This is a genomic window from Holophagaceae bacterium, assembly GCA_016720465.1.
In the GTDB taxonomy this organism is placed as follows: Bacteria; Acidobacteriota; Holophagae; order Holophagales; family Holophagaceae; genus JANXPB01.
In genome coordinates, this window is the sequence record JADKKO010000004.1 from 438,862 (window position 1) to 455,018 (window position 16,157).

Sequence of the window (16,157 nt, forward strand, 5' to 3'; positions counted from 1 at the left end):
CCCCCTCCGTTATCAAGCGTTATTTACCTAGTTCTTGGAGCCGCAGGAGCCCTTGCCGCAGGAGGCGTCCTTCTTATCCTTGGAGGCCTTCATACCCTTCTTGTCCTTGCCGCACTTGCCGTCCTTCATATCCTTGCCGCACTTGTGTTCCTTGCCGCACTTGCCGTCCTTCATGTCCTTGCCGCACTTGTGGTCCTTCATGTCCTTGGCGTCTTTTTTCTTATCGGCGCCACAGCTGGCCTCTTTGCCGTCCTTCTTGTCGGCGCCGCAGCCCAGTTCCAGAAGGGCCTTCTCCGACTTCACCGAGGTGGAAGCGGCGGTGGCGCGAGGGGCGGCGGAGATGGCCACGACGGCGCCGGCGGCGAACATGGTGGCCAGGGTGGTGAGCTTGCGATTCATGGATTGCTCCTTGCGGCGAGGCCGCGGGGGACTTCCCGAAAAGGGAGTCCGGGGTTGAATGGGGGCCACTGAGGTAGTGGGCGACGTAACCTAGGGTGCGAAGTCGGAACCAAATGTGACGAAGATCACTTGAGAATTCAGGTGAGGTTCCCCGCAGTCGGATGAAAGGAGGGTGACTGATGCCCCGGAACCCTTCATAATCCTGGTTTCCCTGGTCGGAGACTGGGGAAGGACTGGGGTTCCGGGGGAATGGAATATTCGGATACCGGAAGGCGGACCTCGGATCTCCTGTTTGGACGCTTCCCCCATGGTTTGATGAAGTTCGCATTGGTTTTCCGAATTCTTGATTTGATGGTTTTCGCCGGGCTCCACCCGGCGTTCTGACAGGCCGCCCATGTTCAATTTCCGCCGCGTACTCCTTGGCCGACGACTTGCCAGCGAGGAATCCCACCACACCAGGATCAGCAACCCCATCGCCCTCGCGGTGTTCAGCTCGGACGCCTTGTCGTCGGTGGCCTATGCCACCCAGGAGATCATGGCTTCCCTGTCCATGGCCCTTCATCACGGCGCCGGCGCCGCCGTAGCGGTGGGAGTGGCCGGGCACGCGATCTTCGGCTTGTCCATCCCGGTTTCTTTGGGGATTGTGGGCCTGCTCATCATCCTTGCGATCAGCTACCGCCAGACCATCAAGGCGTATCCCGGCGGGGGGGGAGCCTACATCGTCGCCAAGGAAAACCTGGGTGAGATGCCGGCGCTCGTCGCGGGTTCATCGCTTTTGGTGGACTACATCCTCACCGTGGCGGTGTCCGTCTCCTCGGGCGTCGCCGCCATCACGGCCGCCCTGCCGCATCTTGCCGGCCATAACGTCGCGCTGACCCTCCTTGCGATCACCTTCATCGCCATCATGAATTTGAGGGGCATCAAGGAGAGCGGCGCGCTCTTCGCGGTTCCAACCTACGGGTTCATTTTCTGCATGTTGACGATGCTCGGCATCGGCATCTTCCGCTGGGTCGCTGGGTCCCAGATCACGCCCCACGAGGTTCAAACCGCAGCGCAGCAGGGATCGGGCATCGCCGGATTGGCCCTGGTATGGGTCTTCATGCGCGCCTTTTCAGCCGGTTGCACCGCGCTCACGGGGGTGGAGGCCATTTCCAATGGCGTTCCCGCTTTCCGGGAGCCCGCCGCGGAAAACGCATCCCGCACCATGGTCTGGATGGTGGGGCTTCTGCTCACGATGTTCCTCGGGATCACCTTGCTTGCGAACCATTACGGCGTGGTCTACCAGCACAATGTCGACCCGACCGTGGTCCAGGAGACCCTGCTCTCCAAATTGGCCGTCCAGATCCTGGGCACCGGCGGCCAGGTGAACGGCATGGCCAAGGCCTTCTATTACGCGGTGCAAGGTTTCACCTTCGCAATCTTGGTCGTGGCCGCCAATACCTCCTACGCGGATTTCCCGCGCTTGGCCGCCCTGATGGCCAAGGATGGCTTCGTCCCCCGCCAGTTCTCAAGCCAGGGCGACCGCCTCGTCTTCTCCAACGGCATTCTGATCCTCACGATCGTGGCGGGAATCCTCGTCTGGGGCTTCCACGCCAACACCGACGTCCTGTTGCCCCTTTATGCCGCTGGGGTGTTCATCGGCTTCACCCTCAGCCAGGCGGGGATGGTGCGCCATTGGATGAAGGTGAGAGGACGGCATTGGCAGGGGAAAGCCCTGGTCAACGGCCTGGGCACCATCGCGACGGGCATCGTCCTGGCGGACATCCTGATCACCAAGTACCGGGGCGCGGGCATCGTTGTGATCCTGGTCGCGGGCATGGTGGTGCTCTTCTACAACATCCACCGCCACTACATCCGGGTGCGCAGCAAGCTGGCTTCCAGCCGGACCGACATGATCTACCCCCACAAGCACCGCGTCCTGGTGCTGGTGTCCGGAATCCACCATGGCGTGATCCACGCCCTGTCCTACGCCCGCTCCATCGCGGACTACAGCGAGATCGAAGCCGTCACGGTGGATTTCCCGGACGCGCAGGGGCGGGACAGCCAGGCGCTCGAAAAGCTCAAATCCGATTGGCCGAGCTATTGCGAAGGGGTTCCCTTGAGGTCCATCCGAAGCCCCTACCGCAAGATCGTGGAGCCCATCCTGGATGAGATCGACCGCATGCGCCGGGCGGAGCCGGAGTACATCTTCACGGTGATCATCCCTGAATTCGTGACGGGCACCTGGTGGGAAAACCTGCTGCACAACCAGACGGCCCTGCGGATCAAGACTTCCCTGCTGAGCAGATCCAAAGTCATCGTCATCTCGGTGCCCTACCACCTCGATCCGGTCCTGGACTGAACCCAGCCCTCCGCAACGCGTCAACCCAGCCGTGACAGCGGCTTCAGGAAGATCTCCTGGCCCGTGAGCAGTTCCGCCAAAGTCCGGTGGTTGGGCGTGAGCACCATGCAGAGGAAGGACAGCGGGAAGGCCAGCACCGAGAAGAGGTGGAAGAGGGAGAAAGCCAGTCTCCGTTCAGGTTGTTCCGAGGCCAGCAGCAGGCCCATGGGCACCATGAACAGCGATTGGCCCGCGAGCACCATGGGGACCAGCACCATCGCCCAGGAAAAGGCCAGGTGGAGGCAGGAGAGATAAGGCCAGAACTCTGCGTAGCAGCGCGCCATGGGCGCTCCCAGTTGCCAGCTCACCACCAGGGCCAGCAGCGCGTTGGCGATGAACAGGGCCGCGGCTTCGCTGATTTCAAGCTTGGCCAGGGACCAGAAACTGGAATCCGTGACTTCGGCCTCGGGTTCCAAGGCTTCGGACAGGGGAAGCCGCAGGGCCGGCCCCGCCCCCCCAACCGGCAGACCCCGTTCTTCCATTGGGACCGGAGCCACCCGGCCCAAGGCTGGAGACACGATGCCTTGATGGGGAGTGTTGGGGGCCGATGAGGACGATGGGAATTGTTTTGGGGGGCCCGCTTTGGCTTGAAAGGCGGTTGCCTGGAAGAGCAGGGGACGGGGAAGCGTTTGTCCCCCCAAATTCAAACCACAGACCGGACACTCCACGCCGAGCGGAGAGAGGCGATGCCCACAGCTCGGACAGGTCTTGCGGGGGCGGGTTGATTTCAGATCAGGAGTCATGAGGGCCGTTGCGGGAAAACAACTGGATCATTGTGGGAGTGGCGCGGCTCAAAGCGCCCGAACAGAATGATCCGGACCGGTTATCCGCACCCTTCAGCCCAGGAAGGCGATCCAGCCCGGGCGCTCATCCTTGGGCTGGGCGGGGATTTTTTCGAGAAGCTTGAGGCGGCCCTGCCAAGCGGGATCGGTCGGGTTCAGGGCCCGGCCTTTGCGCAGCGCATCCTTGGCCTCGCTCCATCGTTCCCTGGAAGCCTGGATCTGGGCCAGGATCAGGTAGAGCCGCGAAGCCCTCTGCATCAGATCGCCATCATCGGGCTTCAGCCTTAGCAGCGCATCGATATCGGCCTCGGCTGATTCCAGATCCCCCTGGGTGAGGTGCTTCTGGTAGTCCGCAAGGGTCGCCGCCCTCGGGGTGCCCTCGCTCAGGGCCAGGCGCGCCCGGTCCACAAGCTGGGCCGCGGAGAGATCGCTGGGGTTGAGGCGTAGGAATTCCTTGGCGCGGTGGTAGGCCCTCACGGGGTCGTCCCCGATGACCAGCTCAGCCTCGGTCTTGATGCTCGCCGGCTTCTCCGAGAGGTCTGGAGCCTCGTTGCCCCTGGAAACCTGGGCCAAGGCCGCGCTGGCGAAAGCGGCGCGGTCCGAGGCGAGTTTGGCATCCATCCGGCGCTGGCGAAGCACAAATCCGGCTGCAACGAGCACAAGCACCAGACCGGCCACGCCACCCAAAACGCCCTTGGACGTCATCCAGGGATAATCCCGGGTCAGGTCCGTGAGGGCCCTGGGCAGCGCCAGTCCGCTGCGGGCGGGTTTGCCCGGTGCTGTCACCGCCGCCGGGGGCATGACGACCCCACTATCCCTGCTGGCACCTGCTTCGGGTTCGGATTCCGGAGGCTTCTCGGCGATCAGGGTTTTCACCTGTTCCAGGCCGCGTAAAGCCCGTTCATGCTGGGGTTCCTGGGACAGCACGATTTCAAATGCGAATTCCGCCTGCTCCAGCCTGCCGAGACGCATCAGCCGCTCGCCCTGCCGGCATTTCTGTTCCAGGGCGTCGGCATCCAAGGGTTTCCCCGGGGCTTTGATCGAGAAGCTGCCGGTGGCACGGCCCACATCCGGATGGGAGATGGCGCTGGTGTCCTTCTGGGCCATGGAGAGATAGGCCCGGGCGTCTTCGTTGTCGGGATCGAGGGCCAGCATTTCGCGCCAGCGCGCCATGGCTCCGTCCGTATTCCCTTTGTCATAGAGCTCCAGGCCCTCCTGGAGCAGGGAAAAGAGACGGCCTTCCAAAATGCCTTCCCCGGTGTCCTCGGAAGCGAGTTCCTGCATGGGGGCCGGGGTGGGCTCAGCCACCACAGGCGCGTGGGCGGGCTCGGCGGCGCGCCGTGCCAATTCCTGCCTCGCGCTGGCCACATATTCCAGGGCCAGGCGATGATTCGGTTCGACCCTGAGAATCTCTTCCCACCTGGCGAGGGCATCTTCGACCTGGTCCATATCGAACAGCGTGCAACCCTGGCGGATCAGCAAATCGATATCGATGTCTTCGGCGGGCGCCACGGTCGCCGGAGCCACTGATTCCGGGGGCGGCTGAGGAGCGCTGAGAACGGGCGGCGCGGGTTGTGGGGGCGGCGCAGGGGGTGGGGCCGGAGCGGGTGCCGGTGGGGGGGGCGTGGCCCCTCTCGGGGCTCCCCCCGAGGAGGCGATATCGTCCAGATCCACGGGCCCCTGGTTCTGGACCGCCAGGACGACCGGATCCCCAGCTTTCTGGCGTTCATCCAGCCAGTGCTTGACGTGGACCAGGCACGCCCGCGCACCCGCATGGGTGGGGTTCTTGCGGAGGACCGCTTGCCAGATCTGCCCAGCGGCGATGACCTCTCCAGCCTGGAAGAGATCCTGGGCACGCTGTAAGTGGCTGGCAAACGGATCCTGGGTGTCGGACATGGCCTATTCGAGGGAGAACTGGTCTTCGGGTCGGATGAGCAGCATGAAGGTGCTCTTGCCGCAGGTGAATTCCTGGCGATCCATGAGTTGAACGGTGCCTTGAATGGTTTGCCCATCAACGAACGTGCCATTGGTGCTTTCCAGGTCCGTCAACCAGGCCGTCCCATCGTTATGGATGGCCAGGGATGCGTGCTGCCTGGAGGTTTCGGGATCGTGGGTGATGATTTCGCCCTGGTCGCGTCCGATGACGAGGCTCGGCCTGTCTATGACGCGCACCGTCGAAGCCAGGGGGCCCGTGAGGAAGGCCAGGCTGAATTTGATCCCCTTGGGCATGACGCCGGCATGGATGCCGTCGAGCATGCTCTGCCTGTCCCGGCGGGCGGTCGAATGCGCGGTGGTGGAGGGTGAATCGATCTGGGGGGGTGGCGGCGGGGGAGGCGGGGGAGGCGGAGGGACGTCATCCTGCCGGATGGTCTGGTAGGAACTCGGGTTGGGAACCAGGCCGGGGGGAAGGTCAAAAGGATCCACCGGGGGTGGGGTGAAGGCTTGGGTCCTCTGGACCACCGGGGACCCAGGCGCCGCTGGAACCTCCACAAAGACCTGATCGAAGAGCGCTTCGGAATCCGTGTCTACGGGGGGCTGGGCGGGGTTGAAGACCTCGAACACGTGGCTGCACTTGGGGCAGCGGAAGCGTTTGCTCAACGCGCCTTGGAAACGGGCCTCGTCGTATTGAAAGCGGGCCGAGCAGGATGGACAAACCACGATCATGGGATTCCTCAGTGTGCTGATTCCCCTAGTGTAGATTTATTTCTTCCTTGTCGCGAAAAAGCTGAACTCGGATTTGAGAGAAACACCTCCGGGCAGCTTGAAACCCGTGACGCCTGGGGGCAAAGGCTGGTTTGTCTGGAGGGCGCCCAATTCCAACTGCCAGGTGTCGCCGCTCCGCTCCACCCACTGGAGCTGGCGGGGCAGGTTGGAGTCCTGGTCCACCCAGATGTACAAGCTTTGCATCCTCTTTTTCATGCCCAGCGTCCTGGGCGTGAGCATCAGGAAATAGGTGCCCGCCACCTCCTTGGACTGGCCAAGCCCGATTTGGAAATACTCGCCGAGATAGGAAAGTTTTTGACCAAGGCCCAGGAATTTCCGATTGGAGTTCTTGATGACCCCAATTTTCACGAATTGCGCCTCCTTGGAGCCAGGGCTGTAGGAGATCAGCGCCTTCGGCGTGAGATGAAGGACCAGGTCCTCTGGCGCGGAAAAAATGAAATGGGCGAACTCCGAGCCCTGGAGATACAGGGTGCCCTTGGTGACCGTGGGCGTTTTCAACATGGAGCGCCGGATCGTCAGCGTGAAAGGCGCCTGCAACGTGTCGACCTTGGCCTGGGCCGCGTCGAACCGCTCCACCAGCTCCTTGAGAGGCGCCGCGGCCTGGCCAGCCACGGGCACGGCCGCAACGAGCGCTATACAGGTGATCAGAAAGTTCATCAGCTTCATGGGAAATCCTTGCGGGTTGCTTCTCTCGGTCGGGAGGAGGGGAGATGGACTCAGCGGCTTCGCCGCCCTCAATGGAATGCCGCCAGGACCGGTGGTAGTTCCGGCCGGAGCGGCTCCCGCTGGTGGGCAAGGTGCAGCGAGGCCTGCCATCCCCGCAACACTTCAGCGGCCACCACGCGCACCAGTTCCGGATCGTTGTTCTGTTCGCTAAGGTGGGCCATCACCACCGTGCGCAATCTGGGCGAGAGGACGGAGGCCAGCAGTTCGGCCATGGACACATTGCTCAGATGCCCCACGCGGCTGAGGATGCGCGCCTTCAGCAGCGGCGGGTAACCGCCCTCGCGCAGCATATCCACATCATGGTTGGCCTCCAGCACCAGCAGGTCCAGATCACGGCAGTGGTCCGCCACCAGGGCCGTCGGATTGCCCAGGTCCGTGACGACCGCCGCGTTGCACCCATCCACCTCCACCCGATAAGCCACGGGGTCCGTGGCGTCGTGGGGAAGGGTGAAGGGATGCACCCTCCAACCGCACCAGTCCAGCGCGAAGCCTGCCCGCAGCGGGATCCAGCGATTGCCTGGAATGTCGATCCCATGGATCCGCTCCACCGCCAGCTTGGTTTCGGGAGTGGCCAGGAAAACCCAATTGGTGTTGCGCAGGATCACCCCCACCGCGCCGATGTGGTCCGAATGTTCATGGGTGAGGGCCACAGCCCTGATGGTCCGAGGGTCCAGCCCCAGGGACTCCATGCGCACCCGCACCTGCTTGAGCGAGAGGCCCGCATCGATGAGCAGCGTGCGTTCACCATCGCTGAAGGCATGGCAGTTGCCCTTGGAACCCGATGCCAGCGCCGCGTAATGCATGGTCCAGGATAGCCCTTCAGGGCGCTCCCGCGCGATGATGGCCCATGGATTCCACCCTCCGCGCCTCCATCCTCGCCGACCTTGATCTCCACGTGCGCCACCGGGTGGCCATGTTCAAGGACATGGATTACGGGACCGACGCGGGCCGCGACGCCATGGCCGCGGCGTTCCGGGATCGCCTGCGCACCTGGCTGAGCACCGGCGAGGTCCGGGGTGTGGTGGCCGAAGCCGGTGGCCAGGCGGTCGCGGGCGCCTTGCTGCAGCTCAAAGAATCCCTGCCCAATCCCCTGAGTCCCCAGGCCGTGCGCGGCTACCTGTTCAACGTCTACACCGATCCCGCCTTCCGGGGCCAGGGCCTGGCCAGGAAACTGACCCTGGCCCTGCTAGACGTGGCCAAGGCCCAGGGCATCGGCATGGTCGAACTCCACGCCAGCAAACATGCCGAAGCCCTGTACCGCTCCATGGGCTTCGAACCCACGCCGGAATTCAGGCTCATCCTGGATGAGGGGATCCAGAAGCCCGGGCAGTGGAAGGAACGGCGTTAGAGCGTGTTTTAAAATTCCCCCGCGCCGCGCTGGGAGCGCCGGGCGAGCGGGGCAAGGCAGCCGACCACGGCGTATCGCCTATACGCCACGGGAGGGTAACGCAGCCCCGCGAAGCCCGCCGCCCCAGCCCGAAGGGACGGGGTCAGCCGCGCGCATCGCGGCGTCACGGGCCTTGAGCGTATGACCGATACGCCACTGCGGCCCCTTCCTTGCGCTGCATCGCGGCTGACCTCCGTCGCGGCACGGAGGAATTTTAAAACACGCTCTTAGCTCAGGCGCGAGGGGAGGGGGTCCAGAGGGCAAGGCCCAGGATGGCCAGGCTGCACAGCAAGGCACAGGGAAGGCTGGCCTCAAGACCGAAGGAGCCCCCGGTAAGCCATTCCGGACGGCCCTCGAAAACCGGGGTCACCCAGCCATGGGTGTCCATGGTTCCGCTCACGCCAAAGCCCAACAGGCTGCCCTGAGCCCAATTCCAGCCCAGATGGATGCCCATCGGCAAGGCCAGGCGCTGGGTCTTCAAGTAGGCGAGCCCCAGGAGGAGTCCGGCCAGAAAAATATTGAGCATCGCCCAGAGCCTGACGGAACCGCCCATCCCCGGATTGTCCCAATGGGCGTAGGCGAACCAGAGGCCCATGAGCGGCAGCGCAATCCAGGTCCCGGTGCCCTTCATCAACCGCTGGAACAGGTACCCGCGGAACAGCAGCTCCTCGTTGACGGCCACCGCCAGGTACAGCCAGGCACCGGCTGCCAGTTCGCCGAAATGCGCGCCGCCGCTCCGTTGCCAATGGAAGCCGTGGACCGCGAAGATGAGGCCGGCCACCAGCAGCATCAGGAGCAGGCCCCCGATCGTGCCCAGCGCGAAATCGCCGCCCCAGCGCAAGGTTGGTTTCAGTCCCGCCACCGGCAATGGCTGCCGCTCCAACCGGAGACAGAAGGCCGTGGGGACCAGGACAGCCAGGGCCATGCCCCACTCAAAACCCAATACCTTCCATAGGCCGAGCAGGCCCAGAAGCATCATGCAGAGGTAGAGAAGGATCCCGAAGCCCAGAATCTTCCATCCATTCCGGACCGAACCGCTGGCGTCGAGAAAGGCCCCCTTGACCACGACCTAATGGCCCGCTTCGGCGAAGGCCCGGGCGACTTCCAGGTAGACCTTTTCTTCCCCGGGTTTCAGGATGCAGGCCCTCGAAAACCAGGCGGCCGCCTCTTTGCGGTGGCCGCCCGCCAGGAAGGCCCGGCCGAATTCGATGAAGCGGCGCCAATCCCCCCCATCCAAGGCGGCGGCGATTTGAGCGTAGCGGTTGGCTTCACCGGCGAGACCCGCTTCCGCCAGATCGATGGCGATGAGGCCCATGACCTCGCGGTTTCCGGGATCCCGGCTGGCCGCGAGGTCGTAGGTCGCCAGGGCTTCCTTCCGCTGGCCCTGCTTCAATTGCGCAAATCCCATCAGCCTCAGGACCTTCCCGTCCTTCGGTTCCAGCGTCGTGGCGATCAAGAAGGCCTCATCAGCGGATTTGCTGTCCCCGCCCGCCAGAAAGTAGCGCCCGCATTCCGCCAGGAGCTTGGCGTCCCGCGGCTTCAGGCTCCGGGCCTGCCCGGCACAGGCCTTGAGAATCGCTTTGCGGTCCCCCATGAAGAAGGATTCGCTGAAGGGCGTCTGGGCAGCCAGCGCAGAGGCGGCGAACAAGAGGGTCGGAATCGTGATCCTGCGGATCATGGGGCCTCCGGGAAAGGGGTTAGTTTAAGGGCCGTTGCCGATGAACGCGGTATAAATTTGAATGGCCGATTCCACCCAGCATCTGCTCCAGCGGGCCTTCGCGCACCACCAGGCCGGACGGCACTCCGAGGCCGAGCCCCTCTACCGCGAAATCCTCAGCCGGAATCCCGGGGACCCCAATGCGCTCCATCTGCTGGGCGTCCTGGCCCAGGAGGCGGGACGCAACGAGGAGGCCGTGGACCTCATCAAGAGAGCCATCCAGGCCTTTCCTTTCGGGCCGGCCTTCCACAACAACCTGGCCAACGCCCTGAAAGCGCTGGGCCGCCTGGAAGAAGCGCGGATCGCCTATCTGGAGGCCCTGCGGCTCCAGCCCGACTACACCGAGGCCCAGAGCAGCCTTGGCCTTGTGCTCCATGCCCTCAAGCGCTGGGATGAAGCCGTGGCGGTCTTTTCCGCCGCCCTCCGGCAGCGGCCGAACCACCCGACCGTGCTAAACAATCTTGGCGTGAGCCTGAACCTCATGGGGCGCTTGGAGGAAGCAGCCGCTGCTTTCCGGCAATCCCTCGCCGCGCACCCTGACCAGCCCGAAACCCACAACAACCTGGGCAATGTCCTGTACGAACTGGGAGACGTCGAAGGCGCCATGGCCCATAGCCGCCAGGCGCTTGAATTGAGGCCCGGCTACACCGGCGCCCACAGCACGCTCCTGCTCCGGTTGAATTACGAGCCGGACCTCGGATCCCAGGAGCTCTTCGAGGCCCATAAGGAGTGGTCGCGGGTCCACGAAACGCCTCATCTCGCGCGGACCCGGGATTTCCATGTGGACCTGGCGCCCGGACGGCCCCTGCGTGTGGGCTACGTCTCCCCGGATTTCCGCCGCCACTCCGTGGCGGCTTTCTTCGAGCCCCTGTTGGCGGCCCATGACCGGACCCGGGTGGAGGTCCACTGCTATTCCCAGGTGGCCCATCCGGACGACATCACCCGCCGCCTGTGCTCCCTGTCGGACCATTGGTTGAAGGTCGTCGGCTTGAGCGATGATGCGCTGGCCGAAGTCATCCAGCAGGACCGCATCGACGTCCTGGTGGACCTCGCGGGCCACACGGCGAACAACCGGCTGCCCCTGTTCGCCCGGCGCCCGGCGCCGGTCCAGGTGACCTGGCTTGGATATCCCAACACGACGGGCATGCAGGCCTTCAGCGCGCGGTTCACGGATGAGGTTGCGGACCCCCAGGGCGCCGAGGCCCTCCACTCCGAGCCGCTCTTCCGCCTGCCCCGCGGCTTCCTCTGCTACGGCCCCCCGAGCGGGGCCCCGCCCGTGGCGCCCCTCCCCGCGCACCGCCAGGGCCACTTCACCTTCGGCTCCTTCAACAGCCTGCTGAAGGTGAATCCAGGCGTCATCACGGCCTGGGCGGAGATCCTGAAGCGGACGCCGGGCAGCAAGCTGGTCTTGAAGGGCATGCTGCAGCGCGACGGGGCCAACCGCCAGCGGTTCGAACGGGCTTTCGCAGAGATTGGGATCGACCCCGACCGCCTTGAACTCGCGCCCGCAGTCCCGGAATTCCGGGATCATCTCGCCACCTACAACCAAGTGGATCTGGCCCTGGATCCCTTCCCCTACAACGGCACCACCACCACCTGCGAAGCCCTTTGGATGGGCGTGCCGACGCTCACCCTGCGGGGCGACCGCCATGCCGGTCGGGTCGGCGCCAGCATCCTCACTCGCGTTGGACTCGAATCCTTCATCGCCGAAGATCTGGATTCCTATATCCAATCAGCCGTGGCCTGGACCGGCCGCCTGGGTGAACTCGCTGGCATCCGCGCGGGCCTTCGGGAACGCATGGCGGCCTCGGATCTCTGCGATGCCCGCGGTTTTGCCGCGCAGGTGGAAAACGCCTTCGAGGCCTTGTGGAAACAGTGGGAAAACGTCCGAGATCAGCGCTCCGCGCCCCCATCGGCATAGATCAGGGCCAGCTCGTTCCACATGCGCTCTTCCTTGGGTTTGCCCTCGACGGTATGCATGGCCCATTCAGCGGCCAAGTCCAACTTTCCGTTGCGCACCGCGGCACGGGTGAACTCGGCACAGTTCTGCCAGTCCTTGGGGTCCAGGATCCAGGCGCGCTTCATGAGTTCCACGGCCTTCTCCGTCATCCCCGCATCCAGGAGGTTCACCGCGGCTTTGGAAAAAGCGTTCTTCGCTTTGGGATCCATGACCACCATCTTGTCCAGGGCGGCCACGGCTTCCGGTTTGAACCCGTTCTTCAACCAGGCAAAGGCGATCAGGCGGTGGGTCTCGCCATCCTTGGGATCGTCGATCAGGGCCGCCACAAAGGCGCCTTCAGCCTTGGGGCGGTCGCCACTCGCCAGGTAGGCGCGGCCGTACTCCGCCAGCAGCCGGCTGTCCTTAGGCTGAATGGCCCGGGCGCGGTCTGCGCATCCGGCCATTACGGCGCGGGGATCGCCCTTGAAGAAAGCCTGGTCCACACCGGCAGGAGCCTGGGCGAGGAGAGGCGCCGCAATCAGAAGGAGGGTCGGAAATCGCATGGTGGCTCCGGAATCGTGGGTCCAGCTCAAAGAGGAATGTTTCCGTGTTTCTTGGGCGGTGTCGCGTCTCGTTTTGTGTCGAGCAGGGCCAAGGCCCTGACCAGTTTCTTGCGGGTTTCGCGGGGCAGGATGACCTCGTCCACGAAGCCGAATTCCGCGGCGATATAAGGATTGGCGAATTTCTCGTTGTAGTCGGCGATGAGCTCCGCCCGCTTGGCCACCGGGTCCGCCGCGCCCGCCACGGCTTTGCCGTGGAGGACGTTCACCGCTCCTTCGGCGCCCATGACCGCGATTTCCGCGGTGGGATAGGCATAGTTGAAATCCGTGCGGATGTGCTTGGAGGCCATGACGCAATAGGCGCCGCCGTAGGCTTTGCGGGTGATGATGGTGATTTTAGGGACCGTGGCTTCGCAGAACGCGAAGAGCAGTTTCGCGCCATGGCGGATGATGCCGCCATGCTCCTGGTTCACGCCGGGCAGGAAACCGGGAACATCCTCGAAGGTGATGATGGGGATATTGAAGGCGTCGCAGAAGCGCACGAACCGCGCGCCCTTCTCGGAGGCCGAGATGTCCAGCACACCCGCCAGGAAGGCCGGCTGGTTGGCCACGATGCCCACGCTGCGGCCTTCGATGCGGGCGAAACCCACGACGATGTTGGGCGCGAAAGCCTCGTGCACCTCGAAAAAAGCCGCGTCGTCCACGATGCCCTTGATGATGAGCCGGATGTCGTAGGGCTTGCTGGCGTCGTCCGGAACGATGCTGTCCAGGTCTGGGTTCTCCAGCGACTGCGGCGTCCGCGGCGCCTTTCGGGGAGCTTCGCCCAGGTTATTGCTGGGCAGGAAGGAAAGCAGTTCGCGCGTGTGCGCAAGCGCCGCCAGGTCGCTTGCTTGAACAAAATGCGCGACCCCGCTGCGCGCGCTGTGGGTGGTGGCGCCGCCCAACTCTTCCTTGGTCACTTCCTCGTGGGTGACGGCCTTGATGACATCGGGGCCCGTCACGAACATGTAGCTCGTACCGCGGACCATGGTGATGAAATCCGTGATGGCGGGGCTATAGACCGCGCCCCCGGCGCAGGGTCCCATGATGAGCGAGATCTGCGGCACCACCCCGCTGGCGAGCGTGTTCCGCAAGAAAATATCCGCATAGCCGCCCAGGGATACGACACCTTCCTGGATGCGGGCGCCACCGCTGTCGTTGAGGCCGATGACCGGACAGCCGATCTTCATGGCCAGGTCCATCACCTTGCAGATCTTCTTGGCGTAGCCCTCGGACAGCGACCCCCCGAAAACCGTGAAATCCTGGGCGAAGATCGCCACGGGGCGGCCATCCACCCGTCCGAAGCCCGTGATCACGCCATCCCCGGGAATCTTTTCCAGATCCGGCGTGCGATGCACCATCAGCGCATCCATCTCCTCGAAGGAGCCTTCATCAAGGAAGGCCGCAATGCGTTCCCGGGCCGTGAGCTTGCCGCCCTCGTGCTGTTTGGAAACCCGGGCTTCGCCCCCACCCGCCAGCGCCGCAGCGTGCTTGGCCTTGAGGGTCTCTATCTTTTTTTCCAGGGACACGAGGGCTCCATCCGAAATGGAATGACAAGGCGGCCACTTAGGCAGAATCGAAGCCCAGTTTACGCTTGTATCCCCTGACCTACCTCAGTGTTTGCTGGACTAGAAACCGGGCGAACTTGTCGGACCACTTCTCCACCTTGTCTTCGAGATTGGACATGAAGGTTGCACTCACCACGCGGTGATGGACAGCCATGAGCAGCTCATGGGTCTTGGCATCCACCACCTTCATGTCCCAGGTCAACGTGGCGCTGCCGGCGCCGTATCCGACCATGAATTTGGCGGCCTTGCTGCCCGCATTGCAGTCCACAACCCGGCCAATCAATTCCAGGTCTCCCTCAGTCCGGCTGACCTTGGCCTTGCCTTCAAACGCGCCCGACAAAGCTCCGCGGATCTGACTGGGCATCGCGTCGGTCAGAGCCATGGCCTTGGAATTGTCCTTGCCATCCCGGCCCTTTTCCAGCATCACCGGGTCATCCCAGTTCTTGAAGGCGATGGTGCGGCCTGATAATTTCGTGCCCGGTTTGATCCAGTAGAAATCGATATCTTCACCCTTGGCAAAGGCAACCTTCTCCCCAAACCACGCCATCTGGAGCAATCCCTTGTCCAGGGTTTCGGTGATCGTTGGCTTTGGGGCTGCAATCACGGGGGCCACGGGTGCCGATTCGACCGTAGGATTCGCAACCTGCGGAGCGGCCGATTCGGCTTTGGGGCTTTCCTGGGCCGCCAGGCCAAAGGAAACCAAAGCCACGAGTGCGACGGTTAAACGCATGAAAACTCCTAATTAGAAAGTGAAGGTGCGGTGAATTTGGTCGGAAGGATCAGGACTTCGGCCTCACGCGCACCGCGTCCGCGGGCAACGGCTCGCCGCCCACCACGTGGAAATGCAGGTGGAAGACGGACTGGCTGGCGTCCTTGCCGGTGTTGACGATGATGCGGAACCCGGAAGCCGCGATGCCCGCTTCCCGCGCCACCTTGGCGCAGGCCGTGAGCAGGGCGCTGCGGGTCTCCATGGGGAGCTGCTCCAGCTCTGTGAGGTTGGAAACATGCTGCTTGGGGATCACCAGCAGGTGCACCTTCGCCCGGGGCTTGATGTCCCAGAAAGCCAGCACGCGGTCATCCTCGAACACCTTTTTCGAGGGCGCCTTGTCCGCGATGATCTTGCAGAAAATGCAATCGGGATGAGCGCGGTGTTCCGGATGCGCATCCACCCAGGAGGGAACCGCGGCGGTGGCGGCCGAAGGCTGGGGGGGCGCCTGGACGCCCTGGGCCAATAAGGGAAAGGCAAAGAAAAGAGGAAGAAGCAGGCCCTGTTTCATCGTCCACCCTTCTTCCAGTCCGCCAGGAAGTTCTCGATTCCCTGGTCCGTCAGGGGATGGCGAAGCATTTGGTCGAAGACCTTGGGCGGGATGGTGGCGATGTGCGCGCCCGCCAGGGCCGCGTCCGTGACGTGGCGGGGTCCCCGGATGGAAGCCGCGAGCACCTGGGTTTCCAGTCCGTAATTGTCGAAGATCTGCACCAGATCCTCGATCAGCTCCATGCCCACATGGTTGATGTCGTCGAGGCGCCCCACGAAGGGCGACACCATCGTCGCGCCGGCCTTGGCGGCCATCAGACCCTGGGTGGCGCTGAAGCACAGGGTCACGTTGGTATGGATGCCCTCCTGCTTGAAGGCGTGGCAGGCCTTGAGGCCCTCAGCGGTGAGCGGAACCTTCACCACCACGTTCTTGTGGATCTTGGCGAGCTTGCGGCCCTCCTTGATCATCCCCGGTGCATCCGTGGCGATCACTTCCGCCGAGATGGGCCCGTCCACGATGCCGCAAATCTCCTGGATGATCGCCTCAAAGGGCTTGCCGCTCTCCTTGGCGATGAGGCTCGGATTCGTGGTCACCCCGTCCAGGATTCCCAACTCATTGATGCGCTTGATGTCAGCGATGCTGGCGGTATCGACGAAAAATTTCATGAAAACTCCAGGGAA

Annotated in this window: 16 protein-coding genes; 3 read left to right on the forward strand and 13 right to left on the reverse strand. The window is 63.7% G+C overall.

What is annotated here, in order from left to right; translation table 11 throughout:
• Nucleotides 1–27: 27 nt before the first annotated feature.
• Nucleotides 28–399 (reverse strand): hypothetical protein, encoded by a 372-nt coding sequence (locus IPQ13_09330; protein ID MBL0211095.1) that lies wholly within the window; start codon nt 397–399, stop codon nt 28–30.
• Between the two features lie 394 nt (nt 400–793).
• On the opposite strand from IPQ13_09330, the gene IPQ13_09335 reads away from it, so the two are divergent.
• Nucleotides 794–2,740 (forward strand): APC family permease, encoded by a 1,947-nt coding sequence (locus IPQ13_09335; protein MBL0211096.1) that lies wholly within the window; start codon nt 794–796, stop codon nt 2,738–2,740.
• 20 nt (nt 2,741–2,760) lie between these two features.
• Here the strand turns inward: IPQ13_09335 and IPQ13_09340 are convergent, their stop codons facing one another.
• The 5 genes from IPQ13_09340 to IPQ13_09360 all read right to left on the reverse strand — a co-directional run bounded on the left by IPQ13_09340 (nt 2,761) and on the right by IPQ13_09360 (nt 7,814).
• Complete coding sequence (locus IPQ13_09340) at nt 2,761–3,297, reverse strand: hypothetical protein (GenBank protein ID MBL0211097.1); 537 nt, start codon at nt 3,295–3,297, stop codon at nt 2,761–2,763.
• 318 nt (nt 3,298–3,615) lie between these two features.
• A complete protein-coding gene (locus IPQ13_09345) occupies nt 3,616–5,457 on the reverse strand; it encodes a tetratricopeptide repeat protein (GenBank protein MBL0211098.1) in 1,842 nt (613 codons plus the stop codon).
• A gap of 3 nt (nt 5,458–5,460) precedes the next feature.
• Nucleotides 5,461–6,225 (reverse strand): zinc-ribbon domain-containing protein, encoded by a 765-nt coding sequence (locus tag IPQ13_09350; protein ID MBL0211099.1) that lies wholly within the window; start codon nt 6,223–6,225, stop codon nt 5,461–5,463.
• 36 nt (nt 6,226–6,261) lie between these two features.
• On the reverse strand, nt 6,262–6,951 hold the full coding sequence (locus IPQ13_09355) for an outer membrane lipoprotein carrier protein LolA (GenBank protein ID MBL0211100.1): 690 nt from the start codon (nt 6,949–6,951) through the stop codon (nt 6,262–6,264).
• A 68-nt stretch (nt 6,952–7,019) separates the two neighbouring features.
• Nucleotides 7,020–7,814, reverse strand: a complete 795-nt coding sequence (locus IPQ13_09360; GenBank protein ID MBL0211101.1) for an MBL fold metallo-hydrolase — start codon at nt 7,812–7,814, stop codon at nt 7,020–7,022.
• A 44-nt stretch (nt 7,815–7,858) separates the two neighbouring features.
• Between IPQ13_09360 and IPQ13_09365 the strand changes: the two genes are divergently transcribed.
• Complete coding sequence (locus IPQ13_09365) at nt 7,859–8,359, forward strand: GNAT family N-acetyltransferase (protein MBL0211102.1); 501 nt, start codon at nt 7,859–7,861, stop codon at nt 8,357–8,359.
• Between the two features lie 271 nt (nt 8,360–8,630).
• Here the strand turns inward: IPQ13_09365 and IPQ13_09370 are convergent, their stop codons facing one another.
• On the reverse strand, nt 8,631–9,464 hold the full coding sequence (locus tag IPQ13_09370; GenBank protein MBL0211103.1) for a CPBP family intramembrane metalloprotease: 834 nt from the start codon (nt 9,462–9,464) through the stop codon (nt 8,631–8,633).
• A 3-nt stretch (nt 9,465–9,467) separates the two neighbouring features.
• A complete protein-coding gene (locus tag IPQ13_09375; protein ID MBL0211104.1) occupies nt 9,468–10,076 on the reverse strand; it encodes a hypothetical protein in 609 nt (202 codons plus the stop codon).
• 61 nt (nt 10,077–10,137) lie between these two features.
• Here IPQ13_09375 and IPQ13_09380 point away from each other — a divergent pair, with 61 nt between their 5' ends.
• Complete coding sequence (locus IPQ13_09380; protein ID MBL0211105.1) at nt 10,138–12,036, forward strand: tetratricopeptide repeat protein; 1,899 nt, start codon at nt 10,138–10,140, stop codon at nt 12,034–12,036.
• On the opposite strand, the gene IPQ13_09385 is transcribed toward IPQ13_09380, so the two are convergent.
• The 5 genes from IPQ13_09385 to fsa form a co-directional block, all read right to left on the reverse strand.
• Nucleotides 12,009–12,617 carry a hypothetical protein gene (locus IPQ13_09385; GenBank protein ID MBL0211106.1) on the reverse strand — a complete coding sequence of 203 codons (609 nt, stop codon included), beginning with the start codon at nt 12,615–12,617 and terminating at the stop codon, nt 12,009–12,011. The genes IPQ13_09380 and IPQ13_09385 overlap by 28 nt on opposite strands.
• A gap of 26 nt (nt 12,618–12,643) precedes the next feature.
• Nucleotides 12,644–14,176: an acyl-CoA carboxylase subunit beta gene (locus tag IPQ13_09390; GenBank protein MBL0211107.1), complete on the reverse strand. Its 1,533-nt coding sequence runs from the start codon at nt 14,174–14,176 to the stop codon at nt 12,644–12,646.
• Between the two features lie 85 nt (nt 14,177–14,261).
• Nucleotides 14,262–14,951: a DUF4410 domain-containing protein gene (locus IPQ13_09395; GenBank protein ID MBL0211108.1), complete on the reverse strand. Its 690-nt coding sequence runs from the start codon at nt 14,949–14,951 to the stop codon at nt 14,262–14,264.
• 49 nt (nt 14,952–15,000) lie between these two features.
• Nucleotides 15,001–15,498 (reverse strand): histidine triad nucleotide-binding protein, encoded by a 498-nt coding sequence (locus tag IPQ13_09400; GenBank protein MBL0211109.1) that lies wholly within the window; start codon nt 15,496–15,498, stop codon nt 15,001–15,003.
• Nucleotides 15,495–16,142 (reverse strand): fructose-6-phosphate aldolase, encoded by a 648-nt coding sequence (gene fsa / locus IPQ13_09405; GenBank protein ID MBL0211110.1) that lies wholly within the window; start codon nt 16,140–16,142, stop codon nt 15,495–15,497. Before fsa ends, IPQ13_09400 begins: the two co-directional genes overlap by 4 nt.
• Nucleotides 16,143–16,157 lie beyond the last annotated feature (15 nt).

Bases quoted from the DNA above. Each gene is read 5' to 3' on its own strand.
- IPQ13_09360 (MBL0211101.1), bottom strand. From the start codon at position 7,814: ATGCATTACGCGGCGCTGGCATCGGGTTCCAAGGGCAACTGCCATGCC.
- IPQ13_09385 (MBL0211106.1), bottom strand. From the start codon at position 12,617: ATGCGATTTCCGACCCTCCTTCTGATTGCGGCGCCTCTCCTCGCCCAG.
- IPQ13_09380 (MBL0211105.1), top strand. From the start codon at position 10,138: ATGGCCGATTCCACCCAGCATCTGCTCCAGCGGGCCTTCGCGCACCAC.
- fsa (MBL0211110.1), bottom strand. From the start codon at position 16,142: ATGAAATTTTTCGTCGATACCGCCAGCATCGCTGACATCAAGCGCATC.
- IPQ13_09365 (MBL0211102.1), top strand. From the start codon at position 7,859: ATGGATTCCACCCTCCGCGCCTCCATCCTCGCCGACCTTGATCTCCAC.
- IPQ13_09350 (MBL0211099.1), bottom strand. From the start codon at position 6,225: ATGATCGTGGTTTGTCCATCCTGCTCGGCCCGCTTTCAATACGACGAG.
- IPQ13_09345 (MBL0211098.1), bottom strand. From the start codon at position 5,457: ATGTCCGACACCCAGGATCCGTTTGCCAGCCACTTACAGCGTGCCCAG.
- IPQ13_09355 (MBL0211100.1), bottom strand. From the start codon at position 6,951: ATGAAGCTGATGAACTTTCTGATCACCTGTATAGCGCTCGTTGCGGCC.
- IPQ13_09395 (MBL0211108.1), bottom strand. From the start codon at position 14,951: ATGCGTTTAACCGTCGCACTCGTGGCTTTGGTTTCCTTTGGCCTGGCG.
- IPQ13_09330 (MBL0211095.1), bottom strand. From the start codon at position 399: ATGAATCGCAAGCTCACCACCCTGGCCACCATGTTCGCCGCCGGCGCC.
- IPQ13_09400 (MBL0211109.1), bottom strand. From the start codon at position 15,498: ATGAAACAGGGCCTGCTTCTTCCTCTTTTCTTTGCCTTTCCCTTATTG.
- IPQ13_09375 (MBL0211104.1), bottom strand. From the start codon at position 10,076: ATGATCCGCAGGATCACGATTCCGACCCTCTTGTTCGCCGCCTCTGCG.
- IPQ13_09335 (MBL0211096.1), top strand. From the start codon at position 794: ATGTTCAATTTCCGCCGCGTACTCCTTGGCCGACGACTTGCCAGCGAG.